The sequence below is a fragment of the Catenulispora sp. EB89 genome (assembly GCF_041261445.1).
In the GTDB taxonomy this organism is placed as follows: Bacteria; Actinomycetota; Actinomycetes; order Streptomycetales; family Catenulisporaceae; genus Catenulispora.
Genome location: NZ_JBGCCU010000021.1, coordinates 56,306 through 74,156 on the forward strand (window position 1 = coordinate 56,306; position 17,851 = coordinate 74,156).

Sequence of the window (17,851 nt, forward strand, 5' to 3'; positions counted from 1 at the left end):
CGATGGAATCGGCCGGTTCGCCGGTGGCGGTCGGCGCGGTGGGAGCGAGGACGCGGGCCGAGGCTTCGGCGGAGTCGTCCGGTTCGGCGCCGGGCGCGGCAGGCGTCGGCGATGCGATCGGCGCGGCGGGCTGCGCGGCCGAAGCCCGAGCACCAGCAGGCGCGGGCCCGGAAGCTGCGGCCGGTATCAGCACCGCGTCCTCAGTCGAGAAGTGCAGCCACACCTCATCCCCGATCACCGGGGGATTCCGCAGCTCGTTCGTGTCCAGCCGCACCTCGTGGCCGTGCACCTCCGCGAAGATCCGGTGTGCCGAGCCGCGCCACTGCACCTCGGTCACCGTCCCGGCGAACGCGTTGTCGTGGTGCTCCGCGGCGGTCAGGCCGAGGAAGTGCGGCCGGAGGCACAGCGTGCGCTGCTCTCCGGCGCTCGCGGGCTCCATACATGTCGCCATCACCGGGTCGGCCTCCGCCGCGATCCGCACCGTCGCGCGGAACGACCCGTCCGCCTGCGGCGCGCACTCCGTCACCGTTACCGGCAGCAGGTTCGAGTTGCCCACGAACCCTGCCGCGAACTCCGTTCCGGGGCGCTTGTACAGCTCCCGCGCCGTTCCCACCTCGACCAGGCGGGCGTCGTTCATCACCGCGATGCGGTCGGCGAGGGTCAGGGCCTCGATCTGGTCGTGTGTGACATACAGGATGCTGACATCGGGCAGTTCCCGGTGCAGCCGCGACAGTTCGGCGAGCATGCCGCTGCGCAGCTGGGCGTCCAGGGCCGACAGCGGTTCGTCCAGCAGGAGGACCGAGGGCTCGATCGCCAGCGCCCGCGCGATCGCCACGCGCTGCTGCTGGCCGCCGGACAGTTCGCGCGGGTAGCGCTTGGCGTACTGCGCCATGCCGGTCATGCGCAGTGCCTCGGCGACGCGGGCGGGGATCGTGGACTTGGCGACCTTCTGGGCCTTCAGGCCGAAGGCCACGTTCTGCTCGACGCGCATGTGCGGGAACAGTGCGTACTGCTGCACCACCATGCCCAGGCCGCGCTTGTACGGCGGGAGGTCGGTGACGTCCCGGCCGCCGGCGTACACGCGGCCCGACGCCGGACGGACGAAGCCCGCCACCGCGCGCAGGGCTGTGGTCTTGCCGGAGCCGGAGGGGCCGAGCAGGGCCACCACCTCGCCGGGGGCGACCTCCAGCGAGAAGGAGTCGAGGACGACGGTGCCGTTGTAGGCGACCGTCACCTCCTCGAAGCGGATGCCCCCGGATCCGCGTCCTGATGATCGTCGGGCCGTTGGGTCTGCTTCGGTGGCGGCCATGCTTGCTCCTGGTCGAGGAAATACGTGCGAGAACGGTAGGTGCTTCGGGATACGGCCAGGTGTCCCGCCCGGTAATTCGGGCGGGACACCTGGCGGGTCGGCACGATCGGCTCGGTCAGCTCGGCGTGCCGGTGGCGCCGTCCCACGCCTTGACGTCGCTGTTGTAGTTCTGCGCGACCTCGTTCCAGTCCACCGGGAACACGGTGACGCCCTGCATCAGCGCGGTCAGCGCCGCGTAGTTGCTGTCGGTGGGCTTGATGTCGGTGCGGGTCGGGAAGCCGTAGGCGACCTTGGAGGCGTCCAGCTGCGCGCCCTCGGAGAGCAGGAAGTCGATCAGCTTCTTGCCGTTGTCGGCGTTCGGCGCGCCCTTGACCAGGCCGGCCATGTACGGCAGGGAGAAGGTGCTGGGCTTGCCGTCGTTGCCGGCCGGGAAGAAGATCTTGTTGTTCGGGTACTGGGTCGTGCTGTCGACGTAGTTCATCTGCACGTCGCCGTTGGCCACCCACAGGTCGCCGGTGTTGACCTTGCTCTCCAGCGCGCCGGTGGACTTGGACGGCCCGACGTTGTTGGACTGCAGCTTCTTGAAGTAGTCCCAGGTGGCGTTCCGGTCGTCGCCGAAGGCGTGGATCGCCGCGATCATCACGCCGGTGCCGTCGCCGGCCACGCCGGGGGTGGAGTACTGCAGCTTCTTGGCGAACTTCGGGTCCAGCAGGTCGCTCCAGGTCTTCGGCGGACCGGCCGGCAGCATCTTGGTGTTGTAGATGAAGGACAGGTAGTCGCCCATCACCGCTTCCCACTGGCCGTTCTTGTCCACCAGCGAGGGGTCGACCTTGTCCACGCAGACCGGGCTGTACGGCTGCAGCAGGCCGGAGGCCTCGGCCTTCTGGATGAACGGCGGCAGGGTGACGATGACGTCGGCCTTCGGGTTCGACTTCTCGGAGTCGACCTTGGTCTCGACCCCGCCGGAGCCGTCCTCGGAGTAGTTCACGTGGATGCCGGTCAGGGCCGTGAACTTCTTGAACTCCTGGTTGTACCAGTTGTTGTCGTCCTTGGCGTCGTAGAGACCGTCAGCGCTGTATATGGTCACCTGTCCGCCGGAGCCGTCGGCCTTCGCCGGCGCGGTCGGCGCCGCGGCGCCGAGCGCCGGGCAGGAGGAGGACGCGGCCGCGGGGGAGGTACCGCTGACGGCGGCGGGGGTGTCATGGGCAGAGGAAGCACAAGCCGTCAGTCCGGTCAGCGCCAGTCCGCCGACGGCGATCAGGACGCCGACACGGCGGGTGCGCGGGCGGGACAGTACTTGCGACATTGGTGGTGAGCCCTTCTGGATGGGTATCTCCGGGTTTGGTGTGACTCGGAGCCAGACCTTCGTGGTTCCTGGTGGCGCGGTCCCGCGCTGCAAGTGACTGACAGGCAGTTGCCAGGTGAACAATCAGCGTTCGCGATAGTGCGTCAGACCCCTGGCATCCGCAAGCCTGCTGCCGAAACCGCTCGTCGTCGCAGGTGCTCCGTGAACCGCAGTTTTCCTTCGCGCGCGGAGGCCGCCAACCGCCTGCCGGGCTATGGCCGCTATAGCGGAAGGCCTCGTCCCAGGCCCGGGCGCCGAGTCACCCTCCGGTTCACGCACTGTTCATCGAACCGCACGGGACCGTGCTTCGATGCGCACGCCGCCGCATAGCGTGCCGCTATCACTTCCATGCCGAAGAGCGGTCTTGGCGGATGCCCGCGCTTATCCCAAGGTAGGAACCATGGTTGATCATCTCCCTGTCCGCCCCGAACACCTCGGCAACTTCGTCGGCGGGGTGTGGGGCCCGGCCGCGGCCGGCGGCACCCGGGCCGACGTCAGTCCCGCCGACACCTCCGACGTCCTCGGCCGCTTCGCCGACTCCACGGCCGCCGACGCGGTGCGCGCCGTGGACGCCGCCGAGACCGCGCTGTCGGCCTGGCGGGCGCTCGGGCCGGTCAAGCGGGCCGAGTTCGTGCGCCGGGCGGAGCGGATCATCGGCGAGCGCGAGGACGAGTTCGCCCGCGCCATCAGCCGCGAGCAGGGCAAGCTCTACAAGGAGGCGCTCGGCGAGGTCCGGCGCGGGATGGCGATCCTGGACTTCACCGCCGGGGAGGGCCGCCGGCTCAACGGCTACACCACGCCGGCCGAGGAGCCGCGGACCGTCGCGATGACGTTCCGCCAGCCGATCGGCGTGGTCGGGCTGATCACGCCGTGGAACTTCCCGCTGACCATCCCGATCTGGAAGGTGGCGCCGGCGCTGGTGGCCGGGTGCACGGCCGTCCTGAAGCCCTCGCCGTTCACCCCCTACTCCTCGGCGCTGCTGGTGCAGGCCTTCGCCGACGCCGGGGTCCCGGCCGGCGTGCTGAACCTGGTGCAGGGCGACCGGGAGCCGGGCGAGGCGCTGACGAACGACCCGCGGGTGGCCGGCATCTCCTTCACCGGCTCGCTGCCGGTGGGCCGCGCGATCCACACCGCCGGCGCCGGCCGGCTGCTGAAGACGCAGCTGGAGCTCGGCGGCAAGAACGCGGTGCTGGTGCTGGCCGACGCCGATCTGGACAAGGCCGCGGCGGCGATCGTGTTCGGCGCGTTCGGCCAGGCCGGGCAGCGGTGCTCGGCGACCTCCCGCGTGGTGGTCGACGTGAGCGTCAAGGAAGCGCTGCTGGAGAAGGTCGTCGCGAAGGTGAGCGCCCTGAAGGTCGGCAACCCCTTCGATCCGGAGGCCGACGTCTGCCCGGTCGTCAACGAGGACCGGATGAACGCCTGCCTGGCGGCCATCACCAAGGCCCAGGAAGTCGGGGCGAAGGTCGCGGTCGGCGGACACCGGTTCACCGACGGCGTCCCGGACGGCTACTACGTCGAGCCGACCGTGCTGCGCGACGTCCCGTGGGACTGCGAGATCGCGCAGGAGGAGATCTTCGGCCCGGTGCTCTCGGTCATCGACTGCGACGGCTTCGACGACGCCATGCGCATCTCCAACTCCGTGAAGTACGGCATGTCCGGCACCATCTTCACGCAGAACCCGGCGCACATCTTCGAGGCGCTGGAGCGCTTCGAGGCCGGCATGCTGCACGTCAACCGCCCCGGCGTCGGCGCCTACGCGCACCTGCCGCACATGGGCGCCAAACAGTCGCAGTACGGCGCGCCGGAGTGCTCGCCGGAGGTCTGGGACTTCTACACCGAATGGCGGTCGGCGTGCATCAGCTTCTGAACCCGCTGGGCCAGGCGAGGGTCATGTCCGCCGCTGAAGCGGTGCAGGCCTTCGTCGAGCCCGGGGCGGTGCTGGGCCTGGGCGGGCAGAACATCAACCGCTGCCCGATGGCGCTGGTGCACGAGGTGGTGCGGCAGGACGTCGGCGAGCTGACGGTCGTCGGCTGCAACCTGTCGCTGCCGCTGGACCACCTGGTCGCCGCCGGCCTGGTGGTCCGCACCGAGCAGGGCAGCGGCAACCTGGAGAAGTTCGGCACGCTGTTCAGCTGGCGCCGGGCGGTGGAGGCGAACCGCATCGAGGTGCGCGACTACTCGCACCTGTCGATGGCCTCCCGGTTCCTGGCCGGCGCGATGGGCCTGCCGTTCATGCCGGTGCGTTCGCTGCTCGGCTCCTCGGTGCTGGAACGCCTCGTCGCCGAGGAGGACGCGGTGGTCACCGCCGACCCCTGGAGCGGCGAGCCGGTGGTGCTGGTGCGCGCCTGCACCCCCGACGTGTCGCTGATCCACGCCAACGCCGCCGACGCCGACGGCAACGTGGTCATCGACGGCGTGACGAGCCACGAGGTGGACATGGTCCGGGCCTCCCGGCACGTCATCGTCTCGGTGGAGGAGGTGCTGCCGGCCGGGGCGTTCGACGACCAGCCGGAGCGCGTCACCATCTCCGGGGCCTACATCAGCGCGGTCGTCGAGCAGCCCTGGGGCGCCTGGCCGACCAGCGTCTACCGCCGCTACGACTACTACGAATCCGAGATCGACGGCTACCAGAAGAGCGCCAAGGCCGGCGACGAGGGCCCGCGGGCGTTCCTCGCCGAGCACGTCACGGCGCACGCCGATTTCGACGGCTATCTCGCCGCGACCGACCCCGGCGCCTCGGCGCGGACGGCGATGGCCGAACAGATGCGGAGCTTGTTGTGACCGTCACCGAACCCACCGCGGCCCCTTCCGGCGGCCTGGAGCCGGCCGGCGCGCTGCCCCGCGAGCTGCTGGTGTTCGAGGGCGCGCGGCAGATCGCCGACGGCGACTGCGTGATCGCCGGCACCGGCCTGCCGCTGCTGGCCGGCCTGGTGGCGCAGCGCACGCACGCGCCGAGCGCGCGGCTGCTGATCGAATCAGGGGTCGTGTTCCCGAAAGTGGTGCCCACGCCGCTGTCGGTGGTGGACCCGCGGATCATGCACGCGCCGTCCAAGCTCGGTTCGCTGATCGAGTCGCTCGGCGGCTTCGTGCAGCGCGGCCTGGTGGCCACCGGGTTCCTGGGCGGCGCGCAGATCGACGCCCGCGCCAACATCAACTCGACCTGGATCGAGCGCGGGTCGGGGCGGGTGCGGCTGCCGGGCAGCGGCGGCGCCAACGACATCGCCTCGCACTGCGCGACCATCGTGGTGCTCACCAGCCACGAGAAGCGCCGCTTCCCGGAGCGCTGCGACTACATCACCTCACCGGGCTTCCTCGACGGCCCCGGCGCGCGCCGCCGTGCCGGGCTGAACCCGGTGCGGGTGAAGGTGGTCACCGACCTGTGCGTGATGGAGGGCGACGACACCGAGGGCGAGCTCACGGTCAGTGCCCTGATGCCCGGTGTCTCGATCGAGGACGTGCTGGCGAACACCGGCTTCACGCCGCGCGTCGCCGACCACCTCGACGTGGTTGCCGCCCCCTCCGCCGAGCACCTGGCGCTGCTGCGCGACGTGCTCGACCCCGAGTCCCGTTATTTTCCGGAACGACTGAAGAACGGAGTCACCCATGACTGAGAAGACCCCCTTCCACTGGAAGTCCAATATCGCGTGGAAGAACCGCGACCGCATCGTGGTCCGCGGCTACGACGTCAATGAGCTGACCGGCAACCTGGACTTCGGCCAGATGCTGTTCCTGGTGCTCAAGGGCGAGCTGCCGACCGAGGCGCAGGCGAAGATCACCAACGCGATGATGGTCTCCCTCGCCGAGCACGCGATGTCGCCCTCCTCGGCCACCGTCCGCTTCGCCACCTCCGGCGGCGCCGAGCTGAACGGCGCGGTCTCGGCCGGCGTCGCGGCGATCGGCCGCCTGCACGGCACCGCCGACCGCCCGGCGAACATGTTCATCGGCGTGGAGAAGCGCGCCGAGGACGAGGGCATCCCGATGGAAGAGGCCGCCGCGCTGACCGTCCAGGAGATGCGCGCCCGCCGCGAGAACATGCCCGGCTACCACCACGCGCAGCACATCCGCGACCCGCGCACGGTGCGGCTGCTGGAGCTGAGCGACAAGTGGGGCATCAGCGGCACCTACGTCGCCATCGCGCGTGCCATGGAGGACGCCACCGAGGGCGTCTTCGGCCGCCGCCTGTGGATCAACGGCCCCGGCGCGATGGGCTGCATCGGCCTCGACGCCGGTTACTCCCCGCTGGAGATGAAGGCGATGTTCATCACCGCGCGGACGCTTTCGCTGTGCGCCCACTCGATCGAGGAGTCGACGCGGGAGAAGGGCTGGCGCGCGTCGGAGAACTCCGACATGGTGCAGCCGCTGTCGCTGCAGATGCAGGGGCCGGACTGGTACGACGGTCCGGGGGACCGGGAGCTGCCGGCGGCGTTCGCTGAGTAGCTGAGTGGTTGTCGGGTCTGCTGGGGCTCTGCGGAGCTTTTGCGGGGCTCGACCGGACCGGCGGTGATCGCCGATCTATCGCTTGCTTGGCGCGGGCGGCTTCGATGCCGTCCGCGCTCGCGTTTTCTTGCGCTTTTCGTACGGCTCCCACGGCTCTCACGGCCCGCACAGCCCTCCAGGGCCCCGGACCGACGTTCTTGGAAACTCGTACCCGCCGTGGTCCCCCACATGGCCCCCAGAGGCCGAGAAACCCCCGCGACAGGTTGTCGCGGGGGTTCTGTGAGTGTTGGGTCGGGTTACTGGGCGAGAGCCCGCACCTTCTCCGCCTGCGGGCCCTTCGGGCCCTGGGTGATCTCGAACTCGACCGGCTGGTTCTCCTCGAGGTTCCGGTAACCGGAGCCCTCGATGGCCGAGAAGTGGACGAAGACGTCCGGGCCGCCGCCGTCCTGAGCGATGAAGCCGTAGCCCTTCTCGCCGTTGAACCACTTGACCGTGCCAGTTGCCATGCTGCGTTCTACCTCGGAAATCACTCCCGCTGTGAGCGGGACCGGTGGTGGGTACCAGCGCCTGTCGCGCCGATACCGGTCGAGCTTGGAGTGAGTCCGGATGTGCTTCATGAACCGACTGCCCAGTGCGACCGTGCGTCACGGTAGCACTACCAGCTCGGCGGCGATAGGTGAAACGGCAAGGTGGGCGCCGTGTCGTCACCCTATCGTCACTCTCGTGGCGGACAGATCCACCCACTTGTGCGCGTCTCGCGCGCCTTTCGGGGCCGTTCCGGGCGTGGTGGCCGGAGGTGTCGGGGGCTTGCGGCAGGCGTGTGGCAGGCGTGTGCGGAGCCGCCCCGGTTCAGCCGAGCCCGGCGAAGAACCGATCGCTCATGTCGGTGTGCAGCGGGAAAGCCAGGGGCTGCGCGTGGTCGATCACGACCAGCTCCTGCGTCTCGCCGGCGGACAGCTCGCGCACGCGCTCGGGCGTCAGACCGGCCAGATCCTCGATCGGCCGCGGCTTGACCCGGCCGAAGATCAGGATCACGTAGCGGGGAGCGCTCAGCACGTCGGCGAGCTCCACCTCGTCCACCTCGGCGCGCAGCCCGGTCTCCTCCCACAGCTCGCGCACCGCGGCCTCCTGCCAGCTCTCGCCCTGCTCGATGAAACCGCCGGGCAGGGCGATCTCGCCGAGCTGCGGCTCGATGCCGCGGCGCACCATCAGCAGGCCGGTCCCGCCGTCCTTCCCGATGATCGGCATCATCACCAGCGCGACCGGCGTCGGGTTCACCCAGGTGGTCTCGCCGCAGTTCGCGCACGTGCGCGGCCACGGGGAGCCCTCGGCGTAGGCGGTACCGCAGTAGGAGCAGTGCGAATTGTGAACCGGCATGGTTCATCAGCGTACGCCGACGCTTCACGGAGTGAACCGTCGGCTCCCCTGAACGAGTCTCCGCAGGCGCCCCCTCAGACGCTTCTTCAGGCGAGCGAGAACTCGATCGGCTCCGTCGACGCCAGCCGCACGCGTCCTGTCAGCACCAGGTGCCGCAGATGCGAACCGGCCTCCCCGAGCGCCAGGTGCCGCGCGAAGGTGTCCAGCCGCTCCCAGCCCTTGTTCCACTCCATGTGCTCGGTGATGCTCCACAACGTCTTCGGCCCGGCGGCCAGCTGCCCCTCGATCTGCTCCAGGCGCCGGGCGTGGTGCTCGGCGATCTCCGCGGCCCGGCCGGGGACGTCGTCGAAGGGCGCGCGGTGCGCTGGCAGGGCCCGCGTGGTCTTCAGCCGTGCGACCTTCTCCAGCGAGGCGAGGAAGTCGCCCAGCGGGTCGGAGGTGCCGACCACGTGGTCGTCGTAGACCGTGACCGCCGGCGTGATGCCGGGCAGGACGTGGTCGCCGGTCAGCAGCGCGCCGGTGTCCTCCAGGTGGAAGCAGGTGTGGCCGGGGGAGTGGCCCGGCGTCCAGACGGCGCGCACCGCGCGGCCCGGGACGTCCATCAGCGCGCCGTCCCCGATCAGGATGTCCGGCACCGCGGGCTTCGCGCCGGACGGGATCGCGGCCGCGGCGCCGGCGACCGCCTCGGCCGGTGCGCCGCACAGCTCCAGCAGCCTCTTGTAGCGCTTGGTCCAGGGCTCGCGCTCGGCGGTGCGGACCATGTCGACGACCTTCGCGTCCTCCCCGTGCAGCGCCACCCAGCAGCCGCTCAGTTCCCTGATGCGCCCGGCCAGGCCGTGGTGGTCGGGGTGGTGGTGGGTGACCAGGACGCCGCGGACGTCGGACACCGACGTGCCGACGGCCTCCAGGCCGCGCTCCAGGGCCGCCAGCGAGACCGGGTCGTCCCAGCCCGCGTCGACGAGCACGGGGCCGCCGTCCTTCGTCTCCAGGGCGTACACGAGGGTGTAGCCGAGGGGGTTGTCCGGGAAGGGCACGCGGATCGACCAGACGCCGGGTGCCTCCGCGACCGGGGCGTTCGCGTCGGGCTGCTCGGCACTGTCCTTGGCGGGACTGTCCTCGGCGGGCGGGGCGTCCGTCATGGTGGTGCTCCTTCGATCACGGCGCCGAGCGGCGCGGTCGGCGGTGGTGAGAACACGTTCTCATGCTTAGTTAGCGAGGCGAAAGGTTTGCTGGCGCCCCGCGCAGTCAGACGCTCATTGAGGTCGTCCGGTGGAACTGATATCTGTTCTAACGGACCGCCTTCTGACGGGCCGTCAGTATCACGGAGAGGTGAACGCATGGGCACCGTGACCGAGCACCGGAAGCTGTTCATCGGCGGCACCTACGTCGATCCGGCCACGACCGCCACGCTGGAGATGATCTCGCCGGTCACCGAGGAGGTGTTCGGCCGCACGCCCGAGGCGGCGCCGGCGGACATGGACCGCGCCGTGACGGCCGCACGGCAGGCCTTCGACGCCGGGCCGTGGCCGCGGATGAGCGTGGCCGAGCGCGTGGAGATCCTGCGCGGGCTCCGGAACCGGTACGAGGCCCGGGCGGACGAGCTCGCGCGGCTGATCAGCGCCGAGACCGGGTCGCCGTATTCGTGGTCGATCCTGGGGCAGGTCTGGGCGCCGATCGTGATCTGGGACTACTTCCTGGGGATGGCGGCCGACTATCCGTGGGAGGAGCTGCGGCAGGGGATGCTCGGGCCGACGGTGGTGCGGAGCGAGCCGGTGGGGGTGGCGGCGGGGATCGTGGCGTGGAACGTGCCGCAGTTCATCACGGTGAGCAAGATCGCGCCGGCGCTGGTCGCGGGGTGCGCGGTGGTGGTGAAGCCGTCGCCGGAGACGGCTTTGGACGCGTATCTGTTGGCTGATATGGCGATCGAGGCGGGGCTGCCGCAGGGAGTGCTGAACATCGTGCCGGCGGGGCGCGAGAACAGTGCCTATCTGGCGGCGCATCCGGGACTGGACAAGATCGCCTTCACCGGCTCGACGGCCGGCGGTAAAGCGGTTCTGGCCGCCGCCGGTCAGAACCTGACGCGCGTGACGCTGGAACTCGGCGGGAAGTCGGCGGCGATCATCCTGCCGGACGCGGATCTGGGTACTGCGATTCCCGGGCTGCTGCCGAACGCGTATATGAACAACGGGCAGGCGTGCGTCGCACAGACGCGGGTGCTGGTGCAGCGGGACCGGTACGCCGAGACGGTCGAGGCGATGGCAGAGGCTGTCAGGGGACTGAAGGTCGGGGATCCGCTCGATCCGGAGACGCAGGTCGGGCCGCTGGTCGCGGAGCGGCAGCGGGATCGGGTGGAGTCGTACATCGCCAAGGGTGTCGGCGAGGGCGCGCGGGTGGTGGTCGGCGGTGGGCGTCCGGCAGATCTGCCGAAGGGGTGGTTCGTCGAGCCGACGTTGTTCGCCGACGTGGACAACCGGATGGTGATCGCGCAGGAGGAGATCTTCGGGCCGGTCGTGGCGATGATTCCTTATACGGACGAGGAGGATGCGGTCCGCATCGCCAACGACTCCGACTACGGGCTGTCGGGGTCGGTGTGGTCGTCGGACGTCGAGCACGGGTTGGACGTGGCGCGGCGGGTGCGGACCGGGAACTACGGGATCAACACGTTCGGGATGGAGTTCAACTCTCCGTTCGGCGGCTTCAAGCAGTCGGGGCTCGGGCGGGAGTTCGGGCCCGAGGGGTTGCGGGCATATCTGGAGACGAAGACCATGCACCTGCCGAGCGGGTACACCCCTGAAGGGTTTTGAGCGGTGTCGGAGACCAAGTGGCGTGTGACTGTCGATACGGGCTTGTGCATCGGGTCCGGGGGGTGCGTCTTGCGCGCGCCGGAGGGGTTCGAGTTGGACGCGGCGCGGCAGTCGTGTCCTCGGCACGAGGCGATGGGGGTTTCGGACGCGGTGTTGGACGCGGCGGAGAACTGCCCGGTGGAGGCGATCACGATCGTGGAGGAGGGGAGTGGGGCGGCAGTTTTTCCGCCGGCTGACTAGGGGGCCTTCCTCACTGCGCGCGGGATTTCTTCGCGCTCCGCATTACTTGACTGAGTCATTGACTCAGTCAAGTAATGCTGCCTAGCATGGCCGCATGGTGGATCTCGCGCCCGCGGTGGCGGCCGTCCGTTCGTTCAACCGGAGCTACACGAAGGTCATCGGCGTCCTGGACGAGGGGCTGTTGAAGAGCCCTTACACCCTGACCGAAGTCAGAGTCCTGTTCGAGATCGCGCACGCCGGCCCCGACGGCGCGAGCGTCGCCCGGATACGGGAGGACCTGGGCCTCGACGCCGGCTACCTGAGCCGCATCCTGGCCCGCTTCGACGGCGAGGGCCTGGCGGTGAAGGGGCGCGCGCCGAGCGACGCACGGCGCGGGACCGTCGCCCTGACGGAGCGCGGACGCGCGGTCTTCTCAGGGCTCGACGAGCGGTCGAGCGAGCAGGTCGCGGCCTGGCTGTCGCGACTCGGGGCGGGGGACCGCGGGCGGCTGGTCGAGGCGATGGGGCAGATCGGCGGGCTGCTGGACTTCGAGGCGGGGGTCGGCGGTGCGGGCGCGGGCACGTCATCAAAGAACGCCGTGACTCTGCGACCCCCGCGCGCCGGCGACTACGGCTGGGTGGTGGAACGCCACGGGACCCTCTACGCGACCGAGCGCGCCTTCGACGAGACCTTCGAAGCGGACGTGGCCCGCATCGTCGCGGACTACGCAAGCTCCCACGACCCGGAGCGCGAAGCCTTCTGGATCGCCGAGGCGCTCGGCCGCCGCGTCGGCTGCGTGGCATGCGTGCGCCGCCCGACAGAGGACGGCGTGGACACCGCGCAACTCAGGATCCTGCTGGTGGAGCCGACGGCCCGCGGCCTCGGCGTCGGCCGGCGGCTGGTCGAGGAGTGCGTGGAGTTCGCCCGCAAGGCCGGCTACCGGCGCATGATGCTGTACACCGTCGACGGCCTGACGGCAGCTCACAAGATCTACCACACCCTCGGCTTCGAGATCACGCACCAGGCGGCGGTCGAGATGTGGGGGCACCACCTGGTCGAGCAGGAGTGGCGGCTGGAGCTGGGGTAGACGCCAAGCCTCCCGCGCGCCACCGGCCCGCCCTCCGCGAGGCACCCTCCGCCGGATGGCAGGATGGTGCCGCCATGGACCTCCCCACCGACCTTGCCGCCGCGCTCGACGCCGCCACCGCCGACATCCCTTTGCGTGAGTTGGAGGCGTCGGTCGACCGGCTGATCGCCCGCTATCGGGCGCCGGGCCGCGCTGACCGTCCGATCCTCGCCGGGCGCGTCGATGCCGCGGCGTATGCCGCGTACCGGATGCCGGCGACGTGGGGTGCGGTGCGGGGTGCGCTTGCGGCGGCGGGGGCTCGGGTGCAGGGGTTGGCGCCGGTGAGTCTGGTGGATGTCGGGGGTGGGTCCGGGGCGGCGGCTTGGGCTGCTGCCGGGGTGTTCGGCGGGTCGCTCCGCGACGTCACCGTGCTCGATCAGGTGCCGGACGCGCTGGAATTGGGCCGGCGGTTGGCGCGCGATGCCTTCGCGGGTGCTTTGCGGCACGCGGAGTGGCGGCAGGTGCGGTTCCCGGCCGAGGTGCCGGCGGCGGATCTCGTGACCGTCTCGTACGTCCTCAGCGAGCTGGCGCCGGACGCGCAGCAGGCGCTGGTTCGCGCCTCGGCCGCCGGGGCCGAGACCATCGCGGTGGTCGAGCCCGGGACGCCCGACGGCTACCAGCGCATCATGGCCGCGCGCGATGTGCTGGTCGGCATGGGATTGCGGGTCGCCGCGCCGTGTCCGCACTCCGACACCTGCCCCCTGCTCGGCACCCGGGACTGGTGCCACTTCGCCTCACGCATCCACCGCAGCCCGCTCCACCGCCGCCTCAAGGGCGCGGACCTCGGGCACGAGGACGAGAAGTACGCCTACGTCGTGGCGACCCGCCTGCCGGTCCCGGACCCGGCGGCATCCCGGGCCCGCATCCTCCGCCACCCGCAGATCCGCAAGGGCCTGGTCATGATGCAGCTCTGCCAGCCGGACGGCTCGGTCGCCCAGACGCTCGTCTCCAAGCGCCAGGGCGACACGTACCGCGCGGCGCGTGATGCGGACTGGGGCGATGAGTGGGGCGGCGCGCAGAACTACGAGGGGCCGGCCGCGTCGGAAGGCCCGCAAACGTCGGCGGACTGATCAGTCCCGCACGTACCGCACCCGCTCGCGCTCCCGAGCCGCCGCCACCGCACGCTCCGTCACCGCCTCGGCGTCCGGCCGCGACGTGTCCAGCTCCCGCTGCCGCCGCAGCACGTACGTCCCGGGCCCGATGCCCGAGTACGCGTGCTCCGGATGCGCCAGGTACGCGACCGAGCCTTCCGAAACCGTCAGCGTCCCGAGGTCCAGGCCCTCGCCGTCCTCGCTCGCCGCATCGAACGCCGCGGCGCCCTCCGCGAGCAGCGTGTGCGTGTGCCCGCCGAACTCGCCGCGCACCACCGGCAGCCCGGCGCGCGGGATCGCCGCCGTCGCCGGTCCCAGCGCCGGACGCGGCACGACCATCACGTCGCCCTGCGCCTGCAGCCCGGTCAGCACCGGGATCGTCATCTGCCGATCGAGATGCTCGTCCACGTCGATGCCGTGGACCTCGATCGCCTCGCCGAGAGTCTTCATTCTCCGTGATCTCCCCATCGTTTCCGTATCGCCCGAAGCCTCAAGCACGCGGCTCACGCACGCCGCTCAAGCCCCGCATACTCCTCCGCCGTCAGCCCGTAACCCCAGGCCGCGGCCCCCAGCGCGGCCCGCACCGTCGCCGGCACCAGCAGCCCGAACGTGTGCCGCCCGCCGCCCAGATCCTCCGTGCCGTTCGTGCACACCAGCACGTTCGCCGCCGTCCCCCACAGCTTTCCGGGCACCGAGTACAGAGCCAGCTGCTGCCCGCCGTTGCCGGGATCGGCGCACTCGTCGACCAGCTTCAGCCCGGCCTCCGCGGTGAACCGCGACCAGCCCAGCGCCTCGATCGCGCAACGCCGCACCTCGACGTTCTGCTCCGCCGCGATGCGCGCGACCGTCGGCTCCAGCACCGCCCACCGCGGCACGATCCGTCCGTGCCAGAAGTACGCGCTGAACCCGCCCGGATACGCCAGCGCCGGGCCGTCCTCGGCGTGCGGGCGCCCCTCCCGGTCGACCTCGCGCAGCGCCGGACGGTCGCAGACCACTGCCACGTCCCGGAACGGCCACCACCACCCGGCCGAGCGGGCCACGCGCACCAGCCCTTCGACACCGGCCACCGAACCTTGCGCGTGCATCCGGGCCAGCGCGTCGAGCAACGCCAGCTCCTGCAGCCCCTCGCGCTGGTTCCGGGCCCAGGCCAGGGTCGCCCGCACCTTGCCGTAGGACGGCGTATGGCGGCGGCGCGCGTCTTCGTACTCCTGCGCCGCCGACGCGCCGAGCGCGTCCAAAGCCATCCGCACGCCGAGCCGGCGCTGTCCCAGAGCCCCGTGGCTCCAGAACGCGTGCTGCCCCCACACCTCCATCGACGCCTTGGCGCGGGCCCCCTCGATCCGCCGCTCGGCCGGCGTCAGGCCGTCGGCCTCGGGCGTCCTGGCGTTCCGGGTGGTGAACGCCAGCCCCAGCGCCGCCGAGCGGATGGCGGCGTCCACGCGCTCGCGCTCCGGGAATCGCGTCCCGGCCTCGGCCAGCTGCCAGTGGCGGTTCTTGTGAGTGTGTCCGGTCGCCCGCCGCGCGCGTTGCCGCGCCTCGGTCCACACCGGGGACGAAGCCCGCGGCGTGAAGCCGGAGACCACCGTGGCGATCACCGCGCCCAGCGCCGGATCCGGCGCCCACACCACGGTGCGCGGCGGCTCCAGCCCGGCGGTCTCGTACGCCAGGGCGATCCCGAACTCCGCCTCGTACCGGTCGGCCGGCTTCGTGCACGCCTGGACGTCCAGCCACTCCTGCCGGACCGCCGGCAGGCCGCGCAGCCAGTCCCCGAGCTCGGAACTCTGGATCCCGATGTCGTCACCCCCTTCGCGACCCGATGGTGACAGGGGATCGCGAAGGGTGACGATCGCTTTTCAGCGCAAGGGTTTTTCGCCCCGCGCCGTCACTCCGCGGCGGCGGCCGAAGCCGCGCCGGCGGCCCCGGCGGCCTCACTCGTCGCAGTAGCCTGCGAAACCAGCGTGCACGCCGTGTCGATGTCCGCCTTCACCTGCGAGATCGAAGCCCGCCCGGACAGCCAGGTGATCAGCGTCGAGTGCCAGGTGTGCGTCACCACGCGCACCGCCGCGAACTCGGCGCGGGTCAGCGGCCGGCCGGAGTGGATGGCGTCGGCGATGACGTCGGTGATCAGCCGGTTCACCGAGTCCACCTCGGCGGACACCGAGCGGTCGGCGAACGTCAGCGCGCGCATCATCGCCTCGGCCAGGTGCGGCTCGCGCTGCAACGCCTTGAAGGTGCGCATCAGGGTCTCGGCCACGCGCTCGCCGGGGTCGGCGCTCACCGGGGGCTTGCGGCGCAGCTGGTCGTGCAGCTGCTCCAGCTGGTCCTGCATGGTGGCCACGAGCAGGTGGATCTTGGACGGGAAGTAGCGGTAGAGGGTGCCCAGGGCCACCTCCGACAGCTCGGCGACCTCGCGCATCTGCACCGCGTCGAAGCCGCCGCGGGCCGCCAGCTGCTGGGTGGCGCGCAGGATGCGCTGGCGGCGGGCTTCCTGACGCTCCGTCAGGGCCGGGACCGGCGACGGCGCCGAAGCGGGGGGGCCGGCGGGGGCCGACGCGTCAACCGACATGGGCTTTCCTCAACCTCGATAGACTCTGCGAACGCGGTTCCGATCCTGGCCACAGCGGTTCACGGACGGTGTTCGCCGTGGTAGCCGGATGTGAACCGTCTGTGAACTGTGTCACGTCCCAACTCTGCCACCTGCGGCGCGGGCGAAGTAGGAACTTGTTCTAGATTAGCGCCACGGATTATGCTCCGTTGACCCGCTCGTGACGCCGTCTAAGCCGTGAAGGCGGGACACGGACTTACGGAGCGAGGTGATAGAGCATGGCAAACACGCCACTGCGCATAGCCTTGCTCGCGTACAAAGGGAACCCCTTCTGCGGAGGTCAGGGCGTCTACGTCCGGCACCTTTCCCGAGAGCTCGCCCGCCTGGGCCACACCGTCGAAGTGCTGGCCGGCCAGCCGTATCCGGTGCTGGACCCCGAACCCGGCGTGAAGCTGACCGAGATATCCAGCCTCGACCTGTACCGCCAGCCCGACCCCTTCCGCACCCCCAAGCGTGACGAGTACCGCGACTGGGTGGACATGCTGGAGGTCGGGACCATGTGGACCGCCGGTTTCCCCGAGCCCTTGACCTTCTCGCTGCGCGCGCTGCGCCACCTGTCCGGGCGCAAGGGCGAGTTCGACGTGGTCCACGACAACCAGTGCCTCGGCTACGGCCTGCTCGGCATGCCGCGCCTGGGCTTCCCGACGCTGGCGACCATCCACCACCCGATCCAGGTGGACCGCGAGTTGGAGCTGGCCGCGGCGCCGACCAGGGGCAAGCGCGCCTCGGTGCGCCGCTGGTACGCCTTCACCAAGATGCAGACCCGCGTCGCGCGGCGGCTGCCGGAGATCATCACCGTCTCGTCGTCCTCCGCCGCGGAGATCGGGCAGTACCTCGGCGTCCCGCAGCGGCGGATCAGCACGATCCCGATCGGCGCCGACACCGACACCTTCTCCCCGGATCCCTCGGTGGCCAAGGTCTCGGGGCGTATCGTCACCACCGCCAGCGCCGATGTGCCGCTCAAGGGCCTGCTGCCGCTGGTCGAAGCGCTGGCCAAGGTGCGGGTCGAGGTCGAGCACGCGCATCTGGTCGTGGTCGGCAAGGCCCGGGAGGACGGCGTCGTCGCCAAGGCGATCGAGCGCCTGGGCCTGGGCGGCGCGGTGCGCTTCGTGCACGGCATATCAGACGCCGAACTCGTCGACCTGATCCGCTCGGCCGAGGTGGCCTGTGTGCCCTCGCTGTACGAGGGCTTCTCGCTGCCCGCGGTCGAGGCCATGTCCTGCGGCACCGCGCTGGTGTCCACCACCGGCGGGGCGATCCCCGAGGTGGCCGGCCGGGACGGCGAGACCACGCTGGCGGTGCCGCCGGGTGATCCGTCGGCGCTTGCCGCCGCGTTGACCCGGGTACTGGGGGACGCGGAACTGCGGGCCCGGTTGGGCGCCGCGGCACGGGAACGTGTTCTGGAGAAGTTCACGTGGCGGGCCGCCGCGATCGCCACCGCCGAGCGCTACCGGGCGCTCATCGAGGCCGGCCGGGATCCGGTCGACTGGGACCGCATGGCCGCCGACAGGCTCCGTGGAAGAAAGGCAGGGGTCTGA

16 protein-coding genes and 1 pseudogene are annotated in these 17,851 nt (G+C 70.9%); 9 read left to right on the plus strand and 8 right to left on the minus strand.

Annotated features, from left to right (window positions below):
• Nucleotides 1-157: 157 nt before the first annotated feature.
• Both ABH920_RS34970 and ABH920_RS34975 read right to left on the minus strand, forming a co-directional pair.
• Nucleotides 158-1,309: pseudogene (locus ABH920_RS34970) on the minus strand (ABC transporter ATP-binding protein); the annotation flags it as partial.
• Between the two features lie 115 nt (nt 1,310-1,424).
• Entirely contained in the window at nt 1,425-2,615 is a 1,191-nt protein-coding gene (locus ABH920_RS34975) for a 2-aminoethylphosphonate ABC transporter substrate-binding protein (protein ID WP_370353537.1), read from the minus strand.
• 439 nt (nt 2,616-3,054) lie between these two features.
• On the opposite strand from ABH920_RS34975, the gene ABH920_RS34980 reads away from it, so the two are divergent.
• The 4 genes from ABH920_RS34980 to ABH920_RS34995 are packed head-to-tail and all read left to right on the plus strand — an operon-like array spanning nt 3,055 to nt 7,091.
• Nucleotides 3,055-4,521: an aldehyde dehydrogenase gene (locus ABH920_RS34980; protein WP_370353538.1), complete on the plus strand. Its 1,467-nt coding sequence runs from the start codon at nt 3,055-3,057 to the stop codon at nt 4,519-4,521.
• A gap of 23 nt (nt 4,522-4,544) precedes the next feature.
• Complete coding sequence (locus tag ABH920_RS34985) at nt 4,545-5,435, plus strand: CoA transferase subunit A (protein WP_370353539.1); 891 nt, start codon at nt 4,545-4,547, stop codon at nt 5,433-5,435.
• Nucleotides 5,432-6,265, plus strand: coding sequence for a CoA-transferase subunit beta (locus ABH920_RS34990; protein ID WP_370353540.1), 834 nt, complete (start codon nt 5,432-5,434; stop codon nt 6,263-6,265). Before ABH920_RS34985 ends, ABH920_RS34990 begins: the two co-directional genes overlap by 4 nt.
• Nucleotides 6,258-7,091 carry a citrate/2-methylcitrate synthase gene (locus ABH920_RS34995; RefSeq protein WP_370353541.1) on the plus strand — a complete coding sequence of 278 codons (834 nt, stop codon included), beginning with the start codon at nt 6,258-6,260 and terminating at the stop codon, nt 7,089-7,091. The genes ABH920_RS34990 and ABH920_RS34995 overlap by 8 nt, the downstream gene beginning before the upstream one ends.
• Before the next feature lie 296 nt (nt 7,092-7,387).
• On the opposite strand, the gene ABH920_RS35000 is transcribed toward ABH920_RS34995, so the two are convergent.
• The 3 genes from ABH920_RS35000 to ABH920_RS35010 all read right to left on the minus strand — a co-directional run bounded on the left by ABH920_RS35000 (nt 7,388) and on the right by ABH920_RS35010 (nt 9,607).
• On the minus strand, nt 7,388-7,597 hold the full coding sequence (locus tag ABH920_RS35000) for a cold-shock protein (RefSeq protein ID WP_012786341.1): 210 nt from the start codon (nt 7,595-7,597) through the stop codon (nt 7,388-7,390).
• Nucleotides 7,598-7,940: 343 nt separating this feature from the next.
• Nucleotides 7,941-8,468 carry an NUDIX domain-containing protein gene (locus ABH920_RS35005; protein ID WP_370353542.1) on the minus strand — a complete coding sequence of 176 codons (528 nt, stop codon included), beginning with the start codon at nt 8,466-8,468 and terminating at the stop codon, nt 7,941-7,943.
• Nucleotides 8,469-8,554: 86 nt separating this feature from the next.
• On the minus strand, nt 8,555-9,607 hold the full coding sequence (locus tag ABH920_RS35010) for an MBL fold metallo-hydrolase (RefSeq protein WP_370353543.1): 1,053 nt from the start codon (nt 9,605-9,607) through the stop codon (nt 8,555-8,557).
• Nucleotides 9,608-9,805: 198 nt separating this feature from the next.
• Between ABH920_RS35010 and ABH920_RS35015 the strand changes: the two genes are divergently transcribed.
• The 4 genes from ABH920_RS35015 to ABH920_RS35030 all read left to right on the plus strand — a co-directional run bounded on the left by ABH920_RS35015 (nt 9,806) and on the right by ABH920_RS35030 (nt 13,687).
• The gene (locus tag ABH920_RS35015) at nt 9,806-11,272 is read left to right on the plus strand and encodes an aldehyde dehydrogenase (protein WP_370353544.1); all 1,467 of its coding nucleotides are present in this window, start codon (nt 9,806-9,808) and stop codon (nt 11,270-11,272) included.
• Nucleotides 11,273-11,296: 24 nt separating this feature from the next.
• Nucleotides 11,297-11,512 (plus strand): ferredoxin, encoded by a 216-nt coding sequence (locus ABH920_RS35020; RefSeq protein WP_370353661.1) that lies wholly within the window; start codon nt 11,297-11,299, stop codon nt 11,510-11,512.
• 94 nt (nt 11,513-11,606) lie between these two features.
• Nucleotides 11,607-12,578: a GNAT family N-acetyltransferase gene (locus ABH920_RS35025; protein WP_370353545.1), complete on the plus strand. Its 972-nt coding sequence runs from the start codon at nt 11,607-11,609 to the stop codon at nt 12,576-12,578.
• Nucleotides 12,579-12,652: 74 nt separating this feature from the next.
• Nucleotides 12,653-13,687 carry a small ribosomal subunit Rsm22 family protein gene (locus ABH920_RS35030; RefSeq protein WP_370353546.1) on the plus strand — a complete coding sequence of 345 codons (1,035 nt, stop codon included), beginning with the start codon at nt 12,653-12,655 and terminating at the stop codon, nt 13,685-13,687.
• Here ABH920_RS35030 and ABH920_RS35035 read toward each other — a convergent pair whose 3' ends face one another.
• The 3 genes from ABH920_RS35035 to ABH920_RS35045 all read right to left on the minus strand — a co-directional run bounded on the left by ABH920_RS35035 (nt 13,688) and on the right by ABH920_RS35045 (nt 16,274).
• Complete coding sequence (locus ABH920_RS35035) at nt 13,688-14,158, minus strand: hypothetical protein (RefSeq protein ID WP_370353547.1); 471 nt, start codon at nt 14,156-14,158, stop codon at nt 13,688-13,690.
• 53 nt (nt 14,159-14,211) lie between these two features.
• Nucleotides 14,212-15,336, minus strand: a complete 1,125-nt coding sequence (locus ABH920_RS35040) for a DUF6745 domain-containing protein (RefSeq protein ID WP_370353548.1) — start codon at nt 15,334-15,336, stop codon at nt 14,212-14,214.
• A gap of 254 nt (nt 15,337-15,590) precedes the next feature.
• Entirely contained in the window at nt 15,591-16,274 is a 684-nt protein-coding gene (locus ABH920_RS35045; RefSeq protein WP_370353549.1) for a TetR family transcriptional regulator, read from the minus strand.
• 257 nt (nt 16,275-16,531) lie between these two features.
• On the opposite strand from ABH920_RS35045, the gene ABH920_RS35050 reads away from it, so the two are divergent.
• Complete coding sequence (locus ABH920_RS35050) at nt 16,532-17,851, plus strand: glycosyltransferase family 4 protein (protein ID WP_370353550.1); 1,320 nt, start codon at nt 16,532-16,534, stop codon at nt 17,849-17,851.

Coding starts and splice junctions, on each gene's coding strand:
- ABH920_RS34975 (WP_370353537.1), bottom strand. CDS start 2,615: ATGTCGCAAGTACTGTCCCGCCCGCGCACCCGCCGTGTCGGCGTCCTG.
- ABH920_RS34980 (WP_370353538.1), top strand. CDS start 3,055: ATGGTTGATCATCTCCCTGTCCGCCCCGAACACCTCGGCAACTTCGTC.
- ABH920_RS34985 (WP_370353539.1), top strand. CDS start 4,545: ATGTCCGCCGCTGAAGCGGTGCAGGCCTTCGTCGAGCCCGGGGCGGTG.
- ABH920_RS34995 (WP_370353541.1), top strand. CDS start 6,258: ATGACTGAGAAGACCCCCTTCCACTGGAAGTCCAATATCGCGTGGAAG.
- ABH920_RS35000 (WP_012786341.1), bottom strand. CDS start 7,597: ATGGCAACTGGCACGGTCAAGTGGTTCAACGGCGAGAAGGGCTACGGC.
- ABH920_RS35005 (WP_370353542.1), bottom strand. CDS start 8,468: ATGCCGGTTCACAATTCGCACTGCTCCTACTGCGGTACCGCCTACGCC.
- ABH920_RS35010 (WP_370353543.1), bottom strand. CDS start 9,607: ATGACGGACGCCCCGCCCGCCGAGGACAGTCCCGCCAAGGACAGTGCC.
- ABH920_RS35015 (WP_370353544.1), top strand. CDS start 9,806: ATGGGCACCGTGACCGAGCACCGGAAGCTGTTCATCGGCGGCACCTAC.
- ABH920_RS35025 (WP_370353545.1), top strand. CDS start 11,607: ATGGTGGATCTCGCGCCCGCGGTGGCGGCCGTCCGTTCGTTCAACCGG.
- ABH920_RS35030 (WP_370353546.1), top strand. CDS start 12,653: ATGGACCTCCCCACCGACCTTGCCGCCGCGCTCGACGCCGCCACCGCC.
- ABH920_RS35035 (WP_370353547.1), bottom strand. CDS start 14,158: ATGAAGACTCTCGGCGAGGCGATCGAGGTCCACGGCATCGACGTGGAC.
- ABH920_RS35045 (WP_370353549.1), bottom strand. CDS start 16,274: ATGTCGGTTGACGCGTCGGCCCCCGCCGGCCCCCCCGCTTCGGCGCCG.
- ABH920_RS35050 (WP_370353550.1), top strand. CDS start 16,532: ATGGCAAACACGCCACTGCGCATAGCCTTGCTCGCGTACAAAGGGAAC.